The organism is Pseudomonas sp. D(2018) (assembly GCF_005502555.1).
GTDB classification, from domain to species: Bacteria; Pseudomonadota; Gammaproteobacteria; order Pseudomonadales; family Pseudomonadaceae; genus Metapseudomonas; species Metapseudomonas resinovorans.
On record NZ_SCOK01000051.1, the window covers coordinates 1 to 15,179 of the forward strand.

The 15,179-nt window shown below is 64.5% G+C and carries 15 protein-coding genes and 1 pseudogene; 10 read left to right on the forward strand and 6 right to left on the reverse strand.

The window, feature by feature from the left end; genetic code table 11:
• A pseudogene (locus FFS60_RS23600) lies at positions 1-220 on the forward strand (response regulator); the annotation flags it as partial.
• A gap of 259 nt (positions 221-479) precedes the next feature.
• Here FFS60_RS23600 and FFS60_RS23605 read toward each other — a convergent pair.
• The gene (locus FFS60_RS23605; RefSeq protein ID WP_137823341.1) at positions 480-2,657 is read right to left on the reverse strand and encodes a malate synthase G; all 2,178 of its coding nucleotides are present in this window, start codon (positions 2,655-2,657) and stop codon (positions 480-482) included.
• A 308-nt stretch (positions 2,658-2,965) separates the two neighbouring features.
• Between FFS60_RS23605 and FFS60_RS23610 the strand changes: the two genes are divergently transcribed.
• Complete coding sequence (locus tag FFS60_RS23610) at positions 2,966-3,412, forward strand: GNAT family N-acetyltransferase (protein WP_028631154.1); 447 nt, start codon at positions 2,966-2,968, stop codon at positions 3,410-3,412.
• Positions 3,413-3,447: 35 nt separating this feature from the next.
• Entirely contained in the window at positions 3,448-3,966 is a 519-nt protein-coding gene (locus FFS60_RS23615) for a glycine cleavage system protein R (protein ID WP_028631153.1), read from the forward strand.
• Positions 3,967-4,012: 46 nt separating this feature from the next.
• Here the strand turns inward: FFS60_RS23615 and rarD are convergent, their stop codons facing one another.
• The 5 genes from rarD to FFS60_RS23640 form a co-directional block, all read right to left on the reverse strand.
• Positions 4,013-4,900, reverse strand: coding sequence for an EamA family transporter RarD (gene rarD / locus FFS60_RS23620; RefSeq protein WP_137823342.1), 888 nt, complete (start codon positions 4,898-4,900; stop codon positions 4,013-4,015).
• A gap of 144 nt (positions 4,901-5,044) precedes the next feature.
• A complete protein-coding gene (locus tag FFS60_RS23625; protein ID WP_028631151.1) occupies positions 5,045-6,019 on the reverse strand; it encodes a serine/threonine protein kinase in 975 nt (324 codons plus the stop codon).
• Between the two features lie 66 nt (positions 6,020-6,085).
• Positions 6,086-6,850, reverse strand: a complete 765-nt coding sequence (locus tag FFS60_RS23630; protein WP_137823359.1) for a TOBE domain-containing protein — start codon at positions 6,848-6,850, stop codon at positions 6,086-6,088.
• A 66-nt stretch (positions 6,851-6,916) separates the two neighbouring features.
• Positions 6,917-7,645, reverse strand: coding sequence for a ComF family protein (locus FFS60_RS23635; protein WP_137823343.1), 729 nt, complete (start codon positions 7,643-7,645; stop codon positions 6,917-6,919).
• Positions 7,646-7,667: 22 nt separating this feature from the next.
• Positions 7,668-7,961, reverse strand: a complete 294-nt coding sequence (locus tag FFS60_RS23640) for a hypothetical protein (protein WP_028631148.1) — start codon at positions 7,959-7,961, stop codon at positions 7,668-7,670.
• 227 nt (positions 7,962-8,188) lie between these two features.
• Here FFS60_RS23640 and bioB point away from each other — a divergent pair, with 227 nt between their 5' ends.
• From bioB to FFS60_RS23675, 7 genes are all read left to right on the forward strand, one after another.
• Positions 8,189-9,247: a biotin synthase BioB gene (gene bioB, locus FFS60_RS23645; protein ID WP_028631147.1), complete on the forward strand. Its 1,059-nt coding sequence runs from the start codon at positions 8,189-8,191 to the stop codon at positions 9,245-9,247.
• A gap of 97 nt (positions 9,248-9,344) precedes the next feature.
• Positions 9,345-10,526 (forward strand): 8-amino-7-oxononanoate synthase, encoded by a 1,182-nt coding sequence (gene bioF, locus FFS60_RS23650; protein ID WP_137823344.1) that lies wholly within the window; start codon positions 9,345-9,347, stop codon positions 10,524-10,526.
• Positions 10,519-11,244, forward strand: coding sequence for an alpha/beta fold hydrolase (locus FFS60_RS23655; protein WP_137823345.1), 726 nt, complete (start codon positions 10,519-10,521; stop codon positions 11,242-11,244). Before bioF ends, FFS60_RS23655 begins: the two co-directional genes overlap by 8 nt.
• Complete coding sequence (gene bioC / locus FFS60_RS23660; RefSeq protein WP_137823346.1) at positions 11,237-12,052, forward strand: malonyl-ACP O-methyltransferase BioC; 816 nt, start codon at positions 11,237-11,239, stop codon at positions 12,050-12,052. Before FFS60_RS23655 ends, bioC begins: the two co-directional genes overlap by 8 nt.
• Position 12,053: 1 nt before the next feature.
• The gene (bioD, locus tag FFS60_RS23665; protein WP_028631143.1) at positions 12,054-12,749 is read left to right on the forward strand and encodes a dethiobiotin synthase; all 696 of its coding nucleotides are present in this window, start codon (positions 12,054-12,056) and stop codon (positions 12,747-12,749) included.
• A gap of 63 nt (positions 12,750-12,812) precedes the next feature.
• Positions 12,813-13,058: a hypothetical protein gene (locus FFS60_RS23670; RefSeq protein WP_028631142.1), complete on the forward strand. Its 246-nt coding sequence runs from the start codon at positions 12,813-12,815 to the stop codon at positions 13,056-13,058.
• A gap of 280 nt (positions 13,059-13,338) precedes the next feature.
• Positions 13,339-15,144 carry a phenylacyl-CoA dehydrogenase gene (locus FFS60_RS23675; protein ID WP_028631141.1) on the forward strand — a complete coding sequence of 602 codons (1,806 nt, stop codon included), beginning with the start codon at positions 13,339-13,341 and terminating at the stop codon, positions 15,142-15,144.
• The last annotated feature ends 35 nt before the right edge of the window (positions 15,145-15,179 follow it).

Genomic DNA, 15,179 nt, shown 5'->3' on the forward strand with positions numbered 1-15,179 from the left:
CATCATTTCCGGCGATGCCGACGTGCAGGATGCCATTGAGGCGATGCACATGAAGGTGGTGGATTTCCTGCTCAAGCCGGTGGACATCAGCCGTCTCTCCAACCTGGTGCGCAACGAGATCGGCACCGCACCCGAACCCAAGGCCCCGCCACCCGAGGTGCGTCCCAGGCCGGCGAAAGCGAAAACCAAAGCGAAGGTCATTGCGCTGAAAAGCGCCTGAAGAAACCGCCAGGGACAGGCGGTTTTTTTATGTCTGGCGAATCAAATGGCTCTGTCTGCATGACGTGTTGCAAGCAGCCGCATTGCCCGTAGGAGCTGGCTTGCCAGCGAATAGCCCCGTTTCGCTGGCAAGCCAGCTCCTGCAAGGCTCTCGGCGCGCTGGCAAATCTCTCGCAACAGCTAACGCAGACATAGCTAATCAAATCGACTTCGCCAAAAAAGAAAAACCGCCCTGAGGGGCGGTTTTTCATGGGCAGGTCTTAGAGACCGTTCTTCGCCTTGAACTCGCGGCGACGACGGTGCAGGACCGGCTCGGTGTAGCCGTTAGGCTGCTTGGTTCCCTCTACCACCAGCTCCAGCGCGGCCTGGAAGGCCACGTTGTCGGCGAAGTTCGGCGCCATCGGGCGGTACAGCGGGTCGCTGGCGTTCTGGCGGTCGACCACCGAGGCCATGCGCTCCAGGCTCTCGACGATCTGCGCCTGGCTGACCACGCCGTGGCGCAGCCAGTTGGCCAGGAGCTGGCTGGAGATACGCAGGGTGGCGCGGTCTTCCATCAGGCCGACATCGTTGATGTCCGGCACCTTGGAGCAGCCGACACCCTGGTCGATCCAGCGCACCACATAGCCGAGGATGCCCTGGGCGTTGTTGTCCAGTTCGTTCTGGATCTCTTCGGCAGTCCAGTTGGTATTCGGCGCCAGCGGGATGGTCAGGATGTCGTCCACCGAAGCCGGGGCGCGCTTGGCCAATTCGGCCTGACGGGCGAATACGTCGACCTTGTGGTAGTGCAGCGCGTGCAGGGTGGCGGCAGTTGGCGACGGAACCCAGGCGGTGTTGGCGCCGGCCAGCGGGTGGCCAATCTTCTGCTCGAGCATGGCGGCCATCAGGTCCGGCATGGCCCACATGCCCTTGCCGATTTGCGCCTTGCCTTGAAGGCCGGTGGCCAGGCCGACGTCGACGTTGTTGTTCTCGTAGGAACCGATCCACTTCTCGGTCTTCATGGCGCCCTTGCGCACCATGGCGCCGGCTTCCATGGAGGTGTGGATCTCGTCACCGGTACGGTCGAGGAAGCCCGTGTTGATGAACACCACGCGCTCGGCCGCGGCCTTGATGCAGGCCTTGAGGTTGATGGTGGTACGGCGCTCTTCGTCCATGATGCCGACTTTCATGGTGTTGCGCGGCATGCCCAGCACGTCTTCCACGCGGCTGAAGATTTCGGTGGCGAAGGCCACTTCTTCCGGGCCGTGCATCTTCGGCTTGACGATGTACATCGAGCCGGTGCGGGTGTTCTTGCGGCTGGTGTTGCCCTTCAGGTTGTGCAAGGCGATCAGGCCGGTGAACAGGCCGTCCTGGATACCTTCGGGTACTTCGTTGCCAGCGGCATCGAGGATGGCCGGGTTGGTCATCAGGTGGCCGACGTTGCGCACGAACAGCAGGGAGCGGCCGTGCAGGGTCAGCTCGGAGCCATCGGCCTTGGTGTAGGCGCGGTCCGGGTTCATGGTGCGGGTGAAGGTCTGGCCGCCCTTGCTGACGGTTTCAGCCAGGTCGCCCTTCATCAGGCCCAGCCAGTTGCGGTAGACCACGACCTTGTCGTCGGCATCGACGGCGGCGACGGAGTCTTCGCAGTCCATGATGGTGGTCAGCGCGGACTCCATCAGCACGTCCTTCACGCCGGCGGCGTCGGTCTGGCCGATGGGGCTGGTCGGGTCGATCTGGATTTCGAAGTGCAGGCCATTGTTCTTCAGCAGAACGGCGGTGGGCTTGGCTGCCTCGCCTTGGAAAGCGATGAACTGAGCGGCATTCTTCAGGCCGACATCGTTGCCACTCTTCAGGGTCACGGCCAGTTGGCCGTTCTTGACGGTGTAGGCGGTGGCGTCGACGTGGGAAGCACCTTCCAGCGGCGCGGCCTCGTCGAGGAAGGCGCGGGCGAAGGCGATGACCTTGTCACCACGGACCTTGTTGTAGCCCTTGCCCTTTTCGGCGCCGCCTTCTTCGCTGATGGCATCGGTGCCATACAGCGCGTCGTACAGCGAGCCCCAGCGGGCGTTGGCCGCGTTCAGGGCGAAGCGTGCGTTCATTACCGGCACGACCAGCTGCGGGCCGGCCATGGTGGCGATTTCATCGTCGACATTCTGGGTAGTGGCCTTGAAGTCGGCCGGTTCCGGCAGCAGGTAGCCGATCTCCTGGAGGAACGCCTTGTAGGCCACGGCATCGTGAGCCTGACCGGCACGTGCCTGGTGCCAGGCGTCGATCTTGGCCTGCAGTTCATCGCGTTTGGCGAGGAGGGCTTTGTTCTTCGGAGCCAGGTCATTGATGACGGCTTCCACACCGGCCCAGAAGGTGTCGGCGGCAATGCCGGTTCCGGGGATGGCTTCGTTGTTCACGAAGTCGAACAGGACTCTGGCGACCTGAAGGCCACCGACTTGAACGCGCTCAGTCATTGCTTGCCTCACTCTGCTCAATATCCGTTCGGACTGGGGGGTCTCCCTTCTTGTAGTCCGAAGCGCGGCATACTACATGAAGCCGTTGTGAAAATCAGTGGGGTCGCGTCGCTATGCGACTAAAAGCTGCGTTACGGTCACAACGGCGGGCAGAATGTTCTCAAAAAACTAGCGCATTGTTCCAGCTAAATCTGAAAAATGTACACGATTCATTATTCGATGGAACTGCGACAGGCCGTCGCACGAGATGCTGCACGGGTTTTTCGGAGCTTTCCTATACTCCTGCGAATTCGCCCAGGAGCCCTTACATGCCCGTACGTGCCGCCACGTTCAGCGATCTTGATGATCTGACTCGGCTTTTCTCCGGCTATCTGGAGTTCTATCAGGTGCCCAGACCCCCGGCGGAGGTCCGCGCTTTCCTCGAACAGCGCCTGGATCGCGCTGACTCGACGCTGCTCATCGCCCGCGGTGTCGATGGCGCGCCCTTGGGCTTCACCCAGCTCTATCCCTTTCTCTCGTCGCTGGCGCTGGCACCGGCCTGGTTGTTGAGCGATCTTTATGTAGTGCCCACTGCCCGGCGCCAAGGCGTGGGGGAGGACCTGATGAACGCCGCCCGTGCCCATGCCGTAGCGACCGGCGCCTGCGGCATCCAGCTGGAAACCGCGAAGACCAACCTCGCCGGCCAGGCGCTCTACGAGCGTCTGGGCTACATGCGCGATGAGGTCTTCTATACCTACTGGCTGAGCCTGGCCTGAAGCCCGGCGCCGGTTGCCAACATAAGGAGTCGAGCGTGGATCATCTGGTACTTACCGTCATTGCAGCGGACCAGCCCGGGCTGGTGGAGCGCGTCGCACAGTGCATTGCCGCCCATGGTGGCAACTGGTTGGAGAGCCGCATGTCGCGCATGGCCGGGCAGTTCGCCGGGATCTTGCGGGTAGCGGTGCCGGCCGAGGGTTACGACGAACTGGTAGAAGGGCTGCAAGGCCTCAGTGCCCACGGCATCCGCGTGATGCTGGCGCAGAGCGGCATCGAGCCGTCCTGCACCTGGAAGCCGATCCTGCTGGATCTGGTGGGCAACGACCGGCCGGGCATCGTCCGCGACATCACCCGACTGCTGGCCGAACTGGGGGTCAACCTGGAAAGCCTGATCACCGAGGTGGTGCCGGCACCCATGAGCAGTGAACCGCTGTTCCACGCCGAGGCCGTGCTGGCGGTGCCGCTGACCCTGTCCCTGGATGTGTTGCAGGCCAAGCTGGAGACCTTGGCCGATGACCTGATGGTTGAGCTGAATCTGCACCAGGAAAAATGAGTGGCGATCGGGTGGAAATCCGCGGCGCGGACTTCCACCCGGGCGATCAGCTGTTGCGCCGCAGGGTCAGCCAGGCGTCGACGCTGTAGATGGCCAGGCCGGCCCAGATAAAGCAGAAAGCCAGCAGCTTGTTGGGGTCGAAGTGCTCGCCGAAGAGGAAGATCGCCTGCAGCATCACCAGGGTCGGCGCCAGGTACTGGAGAAAACCCAGGGTGGTGTAGGGCAGGTGGCGCGCGGCAGCGTTGAAGCACACCAGGGGCACCAGGGTGATGGGGCCCGCCGCGATCAGCCAGAGCGCCTCGGGTGTTGACCAGAAGCTCGCCTGGGAAGAGGTCGCGCTCGGGGTCAGCAGCAACCAGCCAACGGCCAGGGGCAGCAGCAGCCAGGTTTCCACGACCAGCCCGGGCAGGGCCGCCACCGGGGCCTGCTTGCGGATCAGTCCATAGAAGCCGAACGTCAGCGCCAGGGTCAGGGACACCCAGGGCAGCGCGCCGACTTGCCAGATCTGTTGCGCGACGCCGATGGCCGCCAGCAGTACGGCGATCCACTGCAGGCGACGCAAGCGCTCGCCGAGAATCAGCATTCCTAGCAGAACGTTGATCAGCGGGTTGATGTAGTAGCCCAAGCTGGCTTCCAGCATCCGTCCGTTGTTCACCGCCCATACGTAGACCAGCCAGTTGCCGGCGATCAGCATGCCGCTGGCGGCCAGTACCCCAAAGCGCTTGGGGTTCTCGCGCAGCTCGCGCAACCAGCCCGGATGCTTCCAGACCAGCAGCAGTGCGGCGCCGAAGAGGGCCGACCACAGCGCGCGGTGAACGATGATCTCCAGCGCCGGAACGCTCTGGATGGCTTTGAAGTAGAGCGGAAAGAGGCCCCAGATAACGTAGGCGGTGAGCCCCAGGATGTACCCGCGTCGCGGGTCGGCGGTTGCCATGGAATGTCCTTGCTTAGGCAGCTAACGAGTGGTGGACATTCTAGTGGGCGACGTCGGGGCTTGTCTGTGTGCTCAGGTTTTTCCGCAAGGCTGTGCAAGCGAAACGCGTAAGGCGTTCTTTACGGCCGGGATCAGGTGACAGGTTCAGAACAGCTTCAGCGGTTCTTCGTCCAACGCCGAAATTTGCTCGCGCAGGGTGAGGATCTGGTCGCCCCAGTAGCGTTCGCTGCCGAACCAGGAGAAGTGCATGGGGAAGGCCGGGTCGTCCCAGCGGCGGGCGATCCAGGCACTGTGATGCATCAGGCGCAGGGCGCGCAGGCCTTCGATCAGCGGCAGCTCGCGGCGGTCGAAGTCGTGGAACTCCTGGTAGCCGTCCATCAATTCGGAGAGCTGGCCGAGGCGTTCCTGGCGATCCCCCGCCAGCATCATCCACAGGTCCTGCACCGCCGGACCCATGCGGCAATCGTCGAGGTCCACCACATGGAAGACGTCGTCACGGCACAGCAGGTTGCCGGGGTGGCAATCACCATGCATGCGAATCGGTTGGTAGCGCACTTCGGCGAACAACTTGTCGAGGCGCTTGAGCAGATCACGGGCGACCGACTCGTAGGCCGGCAGCAGGCTGCGGGGAATGAAGCCGCCTTCCAGCAGGGTCGCCAGGGACTGGTGGCCGAAGTTGTCCACCGCCAGGGTTTCGCGGTGCTCGAAGGGGCGGGTGCTGCCGACGGCGTGCAGGCGACCGAGCAACTGGCCGAGGCGGTAGAGCTGGTCGAGGTTGCCGGGTTCCGGTGCGCGGCCTCCGCGACGGGGGAACAGGGCGAAGCGGAAACCGGCGTGCTCGAACAGGCTCTTTCCGTCGCGTTGCAGCGGCGCCACCACCGGCACTTCGCATTCGGCCAGTTCGGCGCTGAACCTGTGCTCTTCGAGAATCGCTTCGTCGCTCCAGCGCTGTGGTCGATAGAACTTGGCAATCAGTGGCTCGGCGTCCTCGATGCCTACCTGGTAAACGCGGTTCTCGTAGCTGTTCAGCGCGAGGATGCGCATATCGCTAAGAAAGCCGAGGCTTTCCACAGCGTCCAGTACCAGGTCGGGTGTGAGGTCATCGAAGGGGTGGGACATGGGCAGCTCCGGCAGTCAGGCGCCCAGTCTATCCCCAATGGTCGTGCAGCGTACGGTTGACGGCCCTCAGAGCGCGGTGCCGAGCAGCACTTGACCGGGCGCGAACTGCGCGCGAACGCTGTCGCCGGTCTTGACGCCGAGTAGCGCCAAGCGCTCGGGCTCGACCAGGGCACAGAGTGTTTGGCCGCTGGCCAGGGCGATGCGCACTTCGCTGGGGCTGTCGGCCGCGTCGAGGATTTCCTCGATCCGGCCCTGCAACTGGTTCAGCGCGTCATCTGCCGGTTCTGATAGGGGCTGCAGTCGCAGCCAGCCCGCCTTGATCAGTGCCACCACGCTGCGGCCTGGCGCCAGTTCCAGCTTCTCGGTGCTGTCGTGGGTGATCTGCGCCAAGAGGCAGGGACCGCCGGCCAGTTCGATGCTCACCAGATCGTTGCGCCCCCTGGATTCAATGCCGAGCACTCGGCCGCTCAGTTGGTTGCGCGCGCTGGTGCGCAGCATCAGGCGCCCCAGCAGCTCCAGGTCCTGCTCGCTTTCGGCACTTTCCAGCAGGCGCGCCTGCAGGCTTTCCAGACGCTTGTAGAGGGCCAGCAGGCGTTCCCCCTCGGCGGACAGTCGCGCACCGCCACCGCCCTTGCCACCTACGGAGCGTTCCACCAGGGGCTTTTCGGCGAGGTTGTTCAGTTCGTCGATGGCATCCCACGCCGCCTTGTAGCTCAGGCCGGCGGCTTTTGCGGCGCGAGTGATGGAGCCTTGTACGGCGATCTGTTCCAGCAGCGCCAGGCGCTGCGGGCGACGAGTGAGTTGCTGGGTAAGGGCGCTGGTCAGGCTCATGAACGGACGGGTTCGTCGGGGCATCTGGCGCGCAGGCTGCTCCCGCCCGTTCGCGGCGTCAAGCCTTCAGGAGTCCCCCGGCCGGGGCGTGCGTGCCAGGCAGTAGACGTCCACCCGAGTCGCGCCGGCGCGCTTCAGCAGGCGAGCGAGGACATGTGCGGTGGTGCCGGTGGTCAGCACGTCGTCCACCAGGGCCAGGTGCAGGCCTTTCACCTCCACCCGCGAGGGCAACGCGAAGGCACGGCGCAGGTTGCGGCGCCGGGCGGCAGCATCCAGGCCCTGCTGGGGCGGGCCGTCCTCGATGCGTTGCAGCCAGCCGTCTTGCACGGGAAGGCACAGTTCGTTGCCCAGCCAGCGCGCCAACATCTGTGCCTGGTTGAAGCCACGCTGGCGCAGGCGTGGTGCGCTCAGGGGAACCGGTAGCAGGGCGTCGGGACGTGGCAGCCCTTCATGGAACGCGTGCTCCAGGTGGCGGGCGAGCAATTCCCCCAGCAAGCGGCCCAGGGGCCAGCGGCCCTGGTGCTTGAAACGGGTGATCAGGCTGTCCACCGGGAAGCCGTAGCGCCAAGGCGCCTCGACCCGCGTGAAGGGCGGTGGCCGTTTCAGGCACTCACCGCAGGGCAGGCCATGGGTGGGCAGGGGCAGGGCGCAGACGATGCAATGTCCGCTGAGCCAGGGCAGTTCGGCCTCGCAGCCTGCGCAGATGGCCAGGTCGTTGCCCGGCGCGCGACAAAGCTGGCAGGTGGGTGTGTGGCGAAGCCAGGCCGGCCGCAACCGGGCGAGCAAGGAAAGCATGGTCCCCTCCCTGGGACGGGATTCAGGCGATCAGCCAGCTCATCACCAACAGACCGAGAAAGGTCAGGACCAGGCCGCCGATGATGGACTTGCGGATGAAAGCGCGGACACCACTGTAGAGCAGCAGTAGCCCGACGAGCAGCAGGATCAGGCTGAAGAAGGACACGTCCATGCCGATGGCCCGTGCCAGTCCGTTGAGAAAGTCGTCGATGGCCTGACCAATACCGCCAAGCACGCCAGAGAGCAGGTCGACTATGAAGCGGATGGCGGTGCCGATGATCCGGCCGAGCCACTCGAAAAATCCTTCTGTACGCATTGCAGTGTGTTGCTCCTTCAGCGGCAGGCTGCCCGGGATTTGAGCCTGGCCGGGAAATCTGGTTCAGTGGAATGAGTGATTAAAAAATGATCAGATGTCGACCTGTGTCGCAAGACTGGTTGACAGCGTCACAGCTCAACTTATGATGCCCTAAGCCTGAATTCCCGGAGTCCGACTCCGGGTATCCCTGACAAGAGGCGCCCCTGCAAGCGTCGAAGGAAACCTCCATGAGTGCAACCGCATCCATCGCTACCCGTCATGACTGGTCCCTCGCCGAGGTGAAGGCGCTGTTCGAACAGCCGTTCAACGACCTGCTGTTCCAGGCCCAGACCGTTCACCGCGCGAACTTCGACCCGAATCGGGTACAGGTTTCCACCCTGCTGTCGATCAAGACCGGCGCCTGCCCGGAAGACTGCAAGTACTGCCCGCAGTCCGGCCATTACAACACTGGCCTGGACAAGGAAAAACTGATGGAAGTGCAGAAGGTCCTCGAGGCCGCTGCCGAGGCCAAGGCCATCGGCTCGACCCGCTTCTGCATGGGCGCCGCGTGGAAGCACCCGTCCGCCAAGGACATGCCCTACGTGCTGGAAATGGTCAAAGGCGTGAAGAAGCTCGGCCTGGAAACCTGCATGACCCTCGGCAAGCTGACCCAGGAGCAGACCCAGTCTCTGGCAGAAGCGGGCCTCGACTACTACAACCACAACCTGGATACCTCGCCGGAGTACTACGGCAACATCATCACCACCCGCACCTACAGCGAGCGTCTGCAGACCCTGGCCTACGTGCGTGAGGCGGGGATGAAGATCTGCTCCGGCGGCATCCTCGGCATGGGTGAGTCGGTGGCCGACCGCGCCGGTCTGCTGATCCAGTTGGCCAACCTGCCCGAGCACCCCGAATCGGTGCCGATCAACATGCTGGTGAAAGTGAAGGGCACGCCCCTGGCGGAAGAGAAAGACGTCGACCCGTTCGATTTCATCCGCACCCTGGCGGTCGCCCGCATCATGATGCCGAAGTCCCACGTGCGCCTGTCCGCCGGTCGCGAGCAGATGAACGAGCAGATGCAGGCACTGGCCTTCATGGCGGGTGCCAACTCGATCTTCTACGGCGAGAAGCTGCTGACCACCAAGAACCCGCAGGCGGAGAAGGACATGCAACTGTTCGCTCGCTTGGGTATCAAGCCGGAAGAGCGTGAAGAACACGCCGACGAAGTGCACCAGGCCGCCATCGAGCAGGCCCTGGTGGAACAACGCGATTCGCAGCTGTTCTACGACGCCGCATCCGCCTGACACCGCGTCAACGACCCCTGTAGGAGCGAGCTTGCTCGCGAGGGCGGCTCCTGCAGGTTCGCCAGCACGCTGGCTCCTACGGACAACCGAACCGCCCATGCCTTTTGATCTCGCCTCGCGTCTTGCCGCCCGCCATGCGGACAACCTCTATCGTCAGCGCCCGCTGCTGGAGAGCCCGCAAGGGCCCGAAGTCGTGGTGGATGGCCGGCGCATGCTGGCCTTCTGTTCCAACGACTACCTGGGGTTGGCTGACCACCCCGAAGTGAAGGCCGCGCTGCAGCGTGGCGTGGAGCGCTGGGGCGCCGGTGGCGGTGCTTCGCACCTGGTGATCGGTCATAGCGGTCCGCATCACGATCTGGAGGTGGCCCTGGCCGAATTCACCGGTCGGCCCCGCGCGTTGCTGTTTTCCACCGGCTACATGGCCAACCTGGGGGCGGTGACCGCGTTGTTGGGCAAGGGTGACACGGTGCTGGAAGACCGCCTCAACCACGCCTCGCTGCTGGACGCCGGCTTGCTCTCCGGGGCGCGCTTCTCGCGGTACCTGCACAACGATGTCGACAGCCTGGCCAGCCGCCTGGAAAAAGCCGAGGGCAACACCCTGGTGGTGACCGACGGCGTATTCAGCATGGATGGCGACCTGGCCGAGCTGCCCGCCATATGCGCTGAGGCCAAGGCCCGTGGCGCCTGGGTGATGGTGGATGACGCTCACGGCTTTGGTCCGCTGGGTGCTACAGGTGGCGGCATCGTCGAACACTTCGGCCTGGGCCTGGAGGACGTGCCGGTTCTGGTGGGCACCCTGGGCAAGGCCTTCGGCACCGCCGGTGCATTCGTCGCCGGCAGTGAGGAACTGATCGAAACCCTGATCCAGTTCGCCCGTCCCTACATCTACACCACCAGCCAGCCGCCGGCCGTGGCCTGCGCCACCCTGAAGAGTCTGGAACTGCTGCAGCGCGAAAGCTGGCGCCGTGAGCACCTGAACGCGCTGATCCGTCGCTTCCGTGAAGGCGCGGCCGAAATCGGCCTGACCCTGATGGACAGCCCGACGCCCATCCAGCCGATCCTGGTCGGCGACAGTGCCCGCGCCCTCAGACTTTCCGCCCTGCTGCGCGATCGCGGCATCCTGGTCGGCGCCATTCGCCCGCCCACTGTGCCGGCGGGTAGCGCGCGGCTGCGTATTACGTTCTCTGCCGTCCACACGGAAGAACAGCTTGAATCCTTGCTGAGTGCCCTGGCCGAATGCTGGGCAACCCTGGCGAAGGAGGAAGCTCCCGATGCGTGAACGCCTGATTCTGTTGCCGGGCTGGGCTATCGGCCCGGCCGCCCTGGAGCCGCTGCGCGATGCCTTGCTGGAACGCGCGCCACACCTGCTGGTGGAGATCGAAGCGTTGCCTGCCCTGGAGCAGGCCGGCGCCTGGCTGGACGAGCTGGACGCCCGCCTGCCCCAGGACTGCTGGCTGGCGGGTTGGTCCCTCGGCGGCATGCTCGCTGCGCAACTGGCTGCACGCCGCGGCGATGCCTGCCGAGGGCTGATCGGCCTGTGCAGCAACATGAGTTTTCGCGACCGGGATGATTGGCCCTGCGCCATGTCCCAGGAAGTCTTCGCGGCCTTCCACGAGGCCTGCCGCCTCGATCACGCACAGACCTTGAGGCGCTTCACCATGCTGGTGGCCCAGGGCGCTCGGGATGCCCGCACTCTGGCGCGGCAACTGCAGGTCACCCAGTTGCCCACCGAGCCCAAGGTGCTGGATGCCGGCCTGCGTCTGCTGGACGTGCTGGATATCCGTGCGGCTGTCCAGGGCTACGGCGGTCCGCAACTGCACCTGTTCGGCGGGCGCGATGCGCTGGTGCCAGCCACGGCCGCCGCCGCGCTGCTGGAGTGGCTTCCCGACCTGGAAGTCCAGGTGGTCGACGACGCCAGTCACGGTCTGCCGCTGGAACGACCCGATGAGGTCGCAGCGGCCATCCTCCGATTCATGCGCGAGGGTGACGATGTCTGACGCGCGAATCGCCGCCGAAGCCGAAGGTCATCTGCCGGACAAGCGCCAGGTGGCGGCTTCCTTTTCTCGCGCGGCGGACAGCTACGACAGCGTCGCCGCCTTGCAGCGGGCGGTCGGCAACGAACTGTTGCGTCGACTGCCGGAAAGGTTCGTGCCGCAACATTGGCTCGACCTGGGCTGCGGCACCGGCTACTTCTCACGGACCCTGGCTGGACGTTTCCCGGAGAGCGATGGCCTGGCGGTGGATATTGCCGAGGGCATGTTGCGTCATGCCCGTCCTCTGGGTGGCGCCCGGCGGTTCATTGCCGGGGACGCCGAGCATCTGCCATTGGCCAGTGGGACTCAGCAACTGATTTTCTCCAGTCTCGCCGTGCAGTGGTGCGCCGACTTTGCCGCGGTGCTCGCCGAAGCGCGCCGCGTATTGCAGCCGGGTGGCGTGTTCGCCTTCAGCAGCCTGTGCGTCGGCACCCTGCAGGAACTGCGCGACAGTTGGCAGGCTGTGGACGGCTTCGTCCACGTCAATCGCTTCCGTCGTCTGGAGGACTACCAGGACCTCTGCGCCGCCAGCGGCCTGCTGCCACTGGACCTGGGCAGCGAACCCCAGGTGCTGCACTACGCCGACCTGCGCACCCTGACCCACGAACTCAAGGCCCTTGGCGCGCACAATCTCAACCCCGGCCGGCCGGGTGGACTGACCGGGCGGGCGCGCATACTCGCGCTGGTTGAGGCCTACGAGCGCTTCCGCCAGCCCCAGGGCCTGCCGGCTACGTACCAAGTGGTCTACGGCGTACTGAAAAAGGAAGACTGATATGGCGGCGGCTTACTTCGTCACCGGCACCGACACCGAGATCGGCAAGACCACCATCGCTGCCGGCCTGCTTCACGCTGCGCGGATGCAGGGCCTGTCCACTGCGGCTGCCAAGCCGGTCGCGTCCGGTTGTGAAGAGACCCCTGACGGTTTGCGCAACAGCGATGCCCTGGCGTTGCTGGGCGAGTGCTCGTTGCCGCTGACCTACAAGGAGGTCAACCCGCTGGCCTTCGCTCCAGCCATCGCCCCGCACCTCGCAGCACGTGAAGCGGGAGTTGCGCTGGATGTCGACGCGCTCGCGGCGCCAGTGCGCAGCGTGCTGGCCAGGGGCGCTGATTTCAGCCTGGTGGAAGGTGCTGGCGGCTGGCGCGTGCCGCTGGCGGGTTCCGCCAACCTCTCTGACCTTCCGATTGCCCTTGGGCTGCCGGTGATCCTGGTTGTCGGTGTGCGCCTGGGCTGCATCAACCATGCGGTACTGACTGCCGAGGCCATTTTGCGCGATGGCCTGACTCTCGCGGGCTGGGTAGCCAATGTGGTCGATCCGCAGACCTCGCGCCTGGAAGAAAACCTCACCACCCTGGCCGAGCGACTGCCAGCCCCCTGCCTCGGCCGCGTGCCGCGCCTGGCCGAAGCGACTCCGGCGGCGGTGGCGCGCCATCTCGACCTGTCGCCGCTGGGCACATTCGCCCGGCGCTGATTGCGCAGCGCGCGGCGGGCTGCTTCAATTGCCGGCATCTCCCTTCGAGCTTCGGTATCCGCCATGGAAATCCAGGGTAGTGGCTTCAGCGCCGGTCTTGGCGCCATTCAGTCTGGTCAGCGCATGATCCAGCAGGCCGCCGGTGAAATAGCCAGCAACACAGTCGCTGGCGCGGAATCGCAGCAGCCGGCCGACCTCACTACCATCCTGCTCGCCCTGGAGGCCGGTAAGGTCCAGGCCGAGGCTGGCAGCATGGTCGCCAAGGCCACCGACCAGATGATCGGCAGTCTCATCGATACCTTCGCCTGATCCTTCAGGGGCCGCTTCATGCGGCCCTTTCGCATTCTTCCTTCCTGTTTCCTTCCCCGATGCTGCTGTGCTGCTTCTTGATCTTTACTGTCACCAGGCAGGGCTTCGTGCTGCCTGCCAGGGACGTGACCGGCCGGTCCGGCGGAGCGCTTGACAAGGTTTTGGCGTAAACGTATGTTTCAAACGCCTGTTTGATTGCTCCTGCGATCACCACCAGATGCCGCAAGCGACCGGCGCTCCGGTCAGCTGAACTAGGAACCCACCGCAGAGGTTTACCGCTATGCCTGATTACAAGGCCCCCTTGCGTGATATTCGTTTCGTTCGTGATGAGCTGCTCGGCTACGAAGCGCACTATCAGAGCCTGCCTGGCTGCCAGGACGCCACCCCGGACATGGTCGACGCCATCCTTGAAGAAGGCGCCAAGTTCTGTGAGCAGGTGATCGCTCCCCTGAACCGCGTGGGTGACACCGAGGGCTGCACCTGGAGCGAGTCCGGCGTGAAGACCCCGACTGGCTTCAAGGAAGCCTACAAGCAGTTCGTCGAAGGCGGCTGGCCGAGCCTGGCCCACGACGTCGACCACGGCGGTCAAGGCCTGCCGGAGTCCCTGGGCCTGGCCATCAGCGAGATGGTTGGCGAGGCCAACTGGTCCTGGGGCATGTACCCCGGCCTGTCCCACGGCGCGATGAACACCCTGTCCGCCCACGGCACCGACGAGCAGAAGCACACCTACCTGACCAAGCTGGTATCCGGCGAGTGGACCGGCACCATGTGCCTGACCGAGCCGCATTGCGGTACCGACCTGGGCATGCTGCGCACCAAGGCCGAGCCCCAGGCTGATGGTTCCTACAAAGTCTCCGGCACCAAGATCTTCATCTCCGCCGGTGAACACGACATGGCCGACAACATCGTCCATATCGTCCTGGCCCGCCTGCCCGATGCCCCGGCCGGCACCAAGGGTATTTCCCTGTTCATCGTTCCGAAGTTCATGCCGAACGCTGATGGTTCGGCCGGTGAGCGCAACGCCGTTTCCTGCGGTTCCATCGAGCACAAGATGGGCATCCATGGCAACGCGACCTGCGTGATGAACTTCGACGGCGCCACGGGTTACCTGATCGGCCCGGCGAACAAAGGCCTCAACTGCATGTTCACCTTCATGAACACCGCTCGCCTGGGTACCGCGCTGCAAGGCCTGGCCCACGCCGAGATCGGTTTCCAGGGTGGCATCAAGTACGCTCGCGAGCGTCTGCAGATGCGTTCCCTGACCGGTCCGAAAGCGCCGGAAAAGGCCGCCGACCCGATCATCGTCCACCCGGACGTGCGTCGCATGCTGCTGACCATGAAGGCCTTCGCCGAAGGCAACCGCGCCATGGTGTACTTCACCGCCAAGCAGGTGGACATCGTCAAGTACAGCCAGGACGAAGAGCAGAAGAAAGCTGCTGACGGCCTGCTGGCCTTCCTGACCCCCATCGCCAAGGCCTTCATGACCGAAGTGGGCTTCGAGTCCGCTTCCCACGGCATGCAGATCTACGGTGGCCACGGCTTCATCAGCGAGTGGGGCATGGAGCAGAACCTGCGCGACTGCCGTATCTCGATGATGTACGAAGGCACCACCGGTGTTCAGGCGCTCGACCTGCTGGGCCGCAAGATCCTGATGACCCAGGGCGAAGCGCTCAAGGGCTTCACCAAGATCGTGCACAAGTTCTGCCAGGCGAACGAAGCCAACGAGTCCGTGAAGGAGTTCGTCGAGCCGCTGGCCAAGCTGAACAAGGAGTGGGGCGAACTGACCATGAAGGTCGGCATGGCCGCCATGAAGGACCGTGAGGAAGTCGGTGCCGCTTCGGTGGACTACCTGATGTACTCCGGCTACGCCTGCCTGGCTTACTTCTGGGCCGACATGGCTCGCCTGGCTGCCGAGAAACTGGCTGCCGGCGAAGGCGACGCCGCCTTCTACAAGGCCAAGCTGCAGACCGCGCGCTTCTACTTCAAGCGCATCCTGCCGCGTACCCGTACCCATGTAGAAACCATGCTGTCCGGTGCCAGCAACCTGATGGACATGGCCGAAGAAGACTTCGACCTGGGTTACTAAGGTTCAGCGCAACACGAAGAGCCCGCCGTTTCGGC

What these genes read in the sequence shown, in the direction of transcription:
- FFS60_RS23675 (WP_028631141.1), top strand. Translation starts at nt 13,339, where the DNA reads ATGCCTGATTACAAGGCCCCCTTGCGTGATATTCGTTTCGTTCGTGAT.
- FFS60_RS23655 (WP_137823345.1), top strand. Translation starts at nt 10,519, where the DNA reads ATGCGTGAACGCCTGATTCTGTTGCCGGGCTGGGCTATCGGCCCGGCC.
- FFS60_RS23625 (WP_028631151.1), bottom strand. Translation starts at nt 6,019, where the DNA reads ATGTCCCACCCCTTCGATGACCTCACACCCGACCTGGTACTGGACGCT.
- bioF (WP_137823344.1), top strand. Translation starts at nt 9,345, where the DNA reads ATGCCTTTTGATCTCGCCTCGCGTCTTGCCGCCCGCCATGCGGACAAC.
- FFS60_RS23605 (WP_137823341.1), bottom strand. Translation starts at nt 2,657, where the DNA reads ATGACTGAGCGCGTTCAAGTCGGTGGCCTTCAGGTCGCCAGAGTCCTG.
- FFS60_RS23610 (WP_028631154.1), top strand. Translation starts at nt 2,966, where the DNA reads ATGCCCGTACGTGCCGCCACGTTCAGCGATCTTGATGATCTGACTCGG.
- rarD (WP_137823342.1), bottom strand. Translation starts at nt 4,900, where the DNA reads ATGGCAACCGCCGACCCGCGACGCGGGTACATCCTGGGGCTCACCGCC.
- FFS60_RS23635 (WP_137823343.1), bottom strand. Translation starts at nt 7,645, where the DNA reads ATGCTTTCCTTGCTCGCCCGGTTGCGGCCGGCCTGGCTTCGCCACACA.
- FFS60_RS23630 (WP_137823359.1), bottom strand. Translation starts at nt 6,850, where the DNA reads ATGAGCCTGACCAGCGCCCTTACCCAGCAACTCACTCGTCGCCCGCAG.
- FFS60_RS23670 (WP_028631142.1), top strand. Translation starts at nt 12,813, where the DNA reads ATGGAAATCCAGGGTAGTGGCTTCAGCGCCGGTCTTGGCGCCATTCAG.
- bioB (WP_028631147.1), top strand. Translation starts at nt 8,189, where the DNA reads ATGAGTGCAACCGCATCCATCGCTACCCGTCATGACTGGTCCCTCGCC.
- bioC (WP_137823346.1), top strand. Translation starts at nt 11,237, where the DNA reads ATGTCTGACGCGCGAATCGCCGCCGAAGCCGAAGGTCATCTGCCGGAC.
- bioD (WP_028631143.1), top strand. Translation starts at nt 12,054, where the DNA reads ATGGCGGCGGCTTACTTCGTCACCGGCACCGACACCGAGATCGGCAAG.
- FFS60_RS23640 (WP_028631148.1), bottom strand. Translation starts at nt 7,961, where the DNA reads ATGCGTACAGAAGGATTTTTCGAGTGGCTCGGCCGGATCATCGGCACC.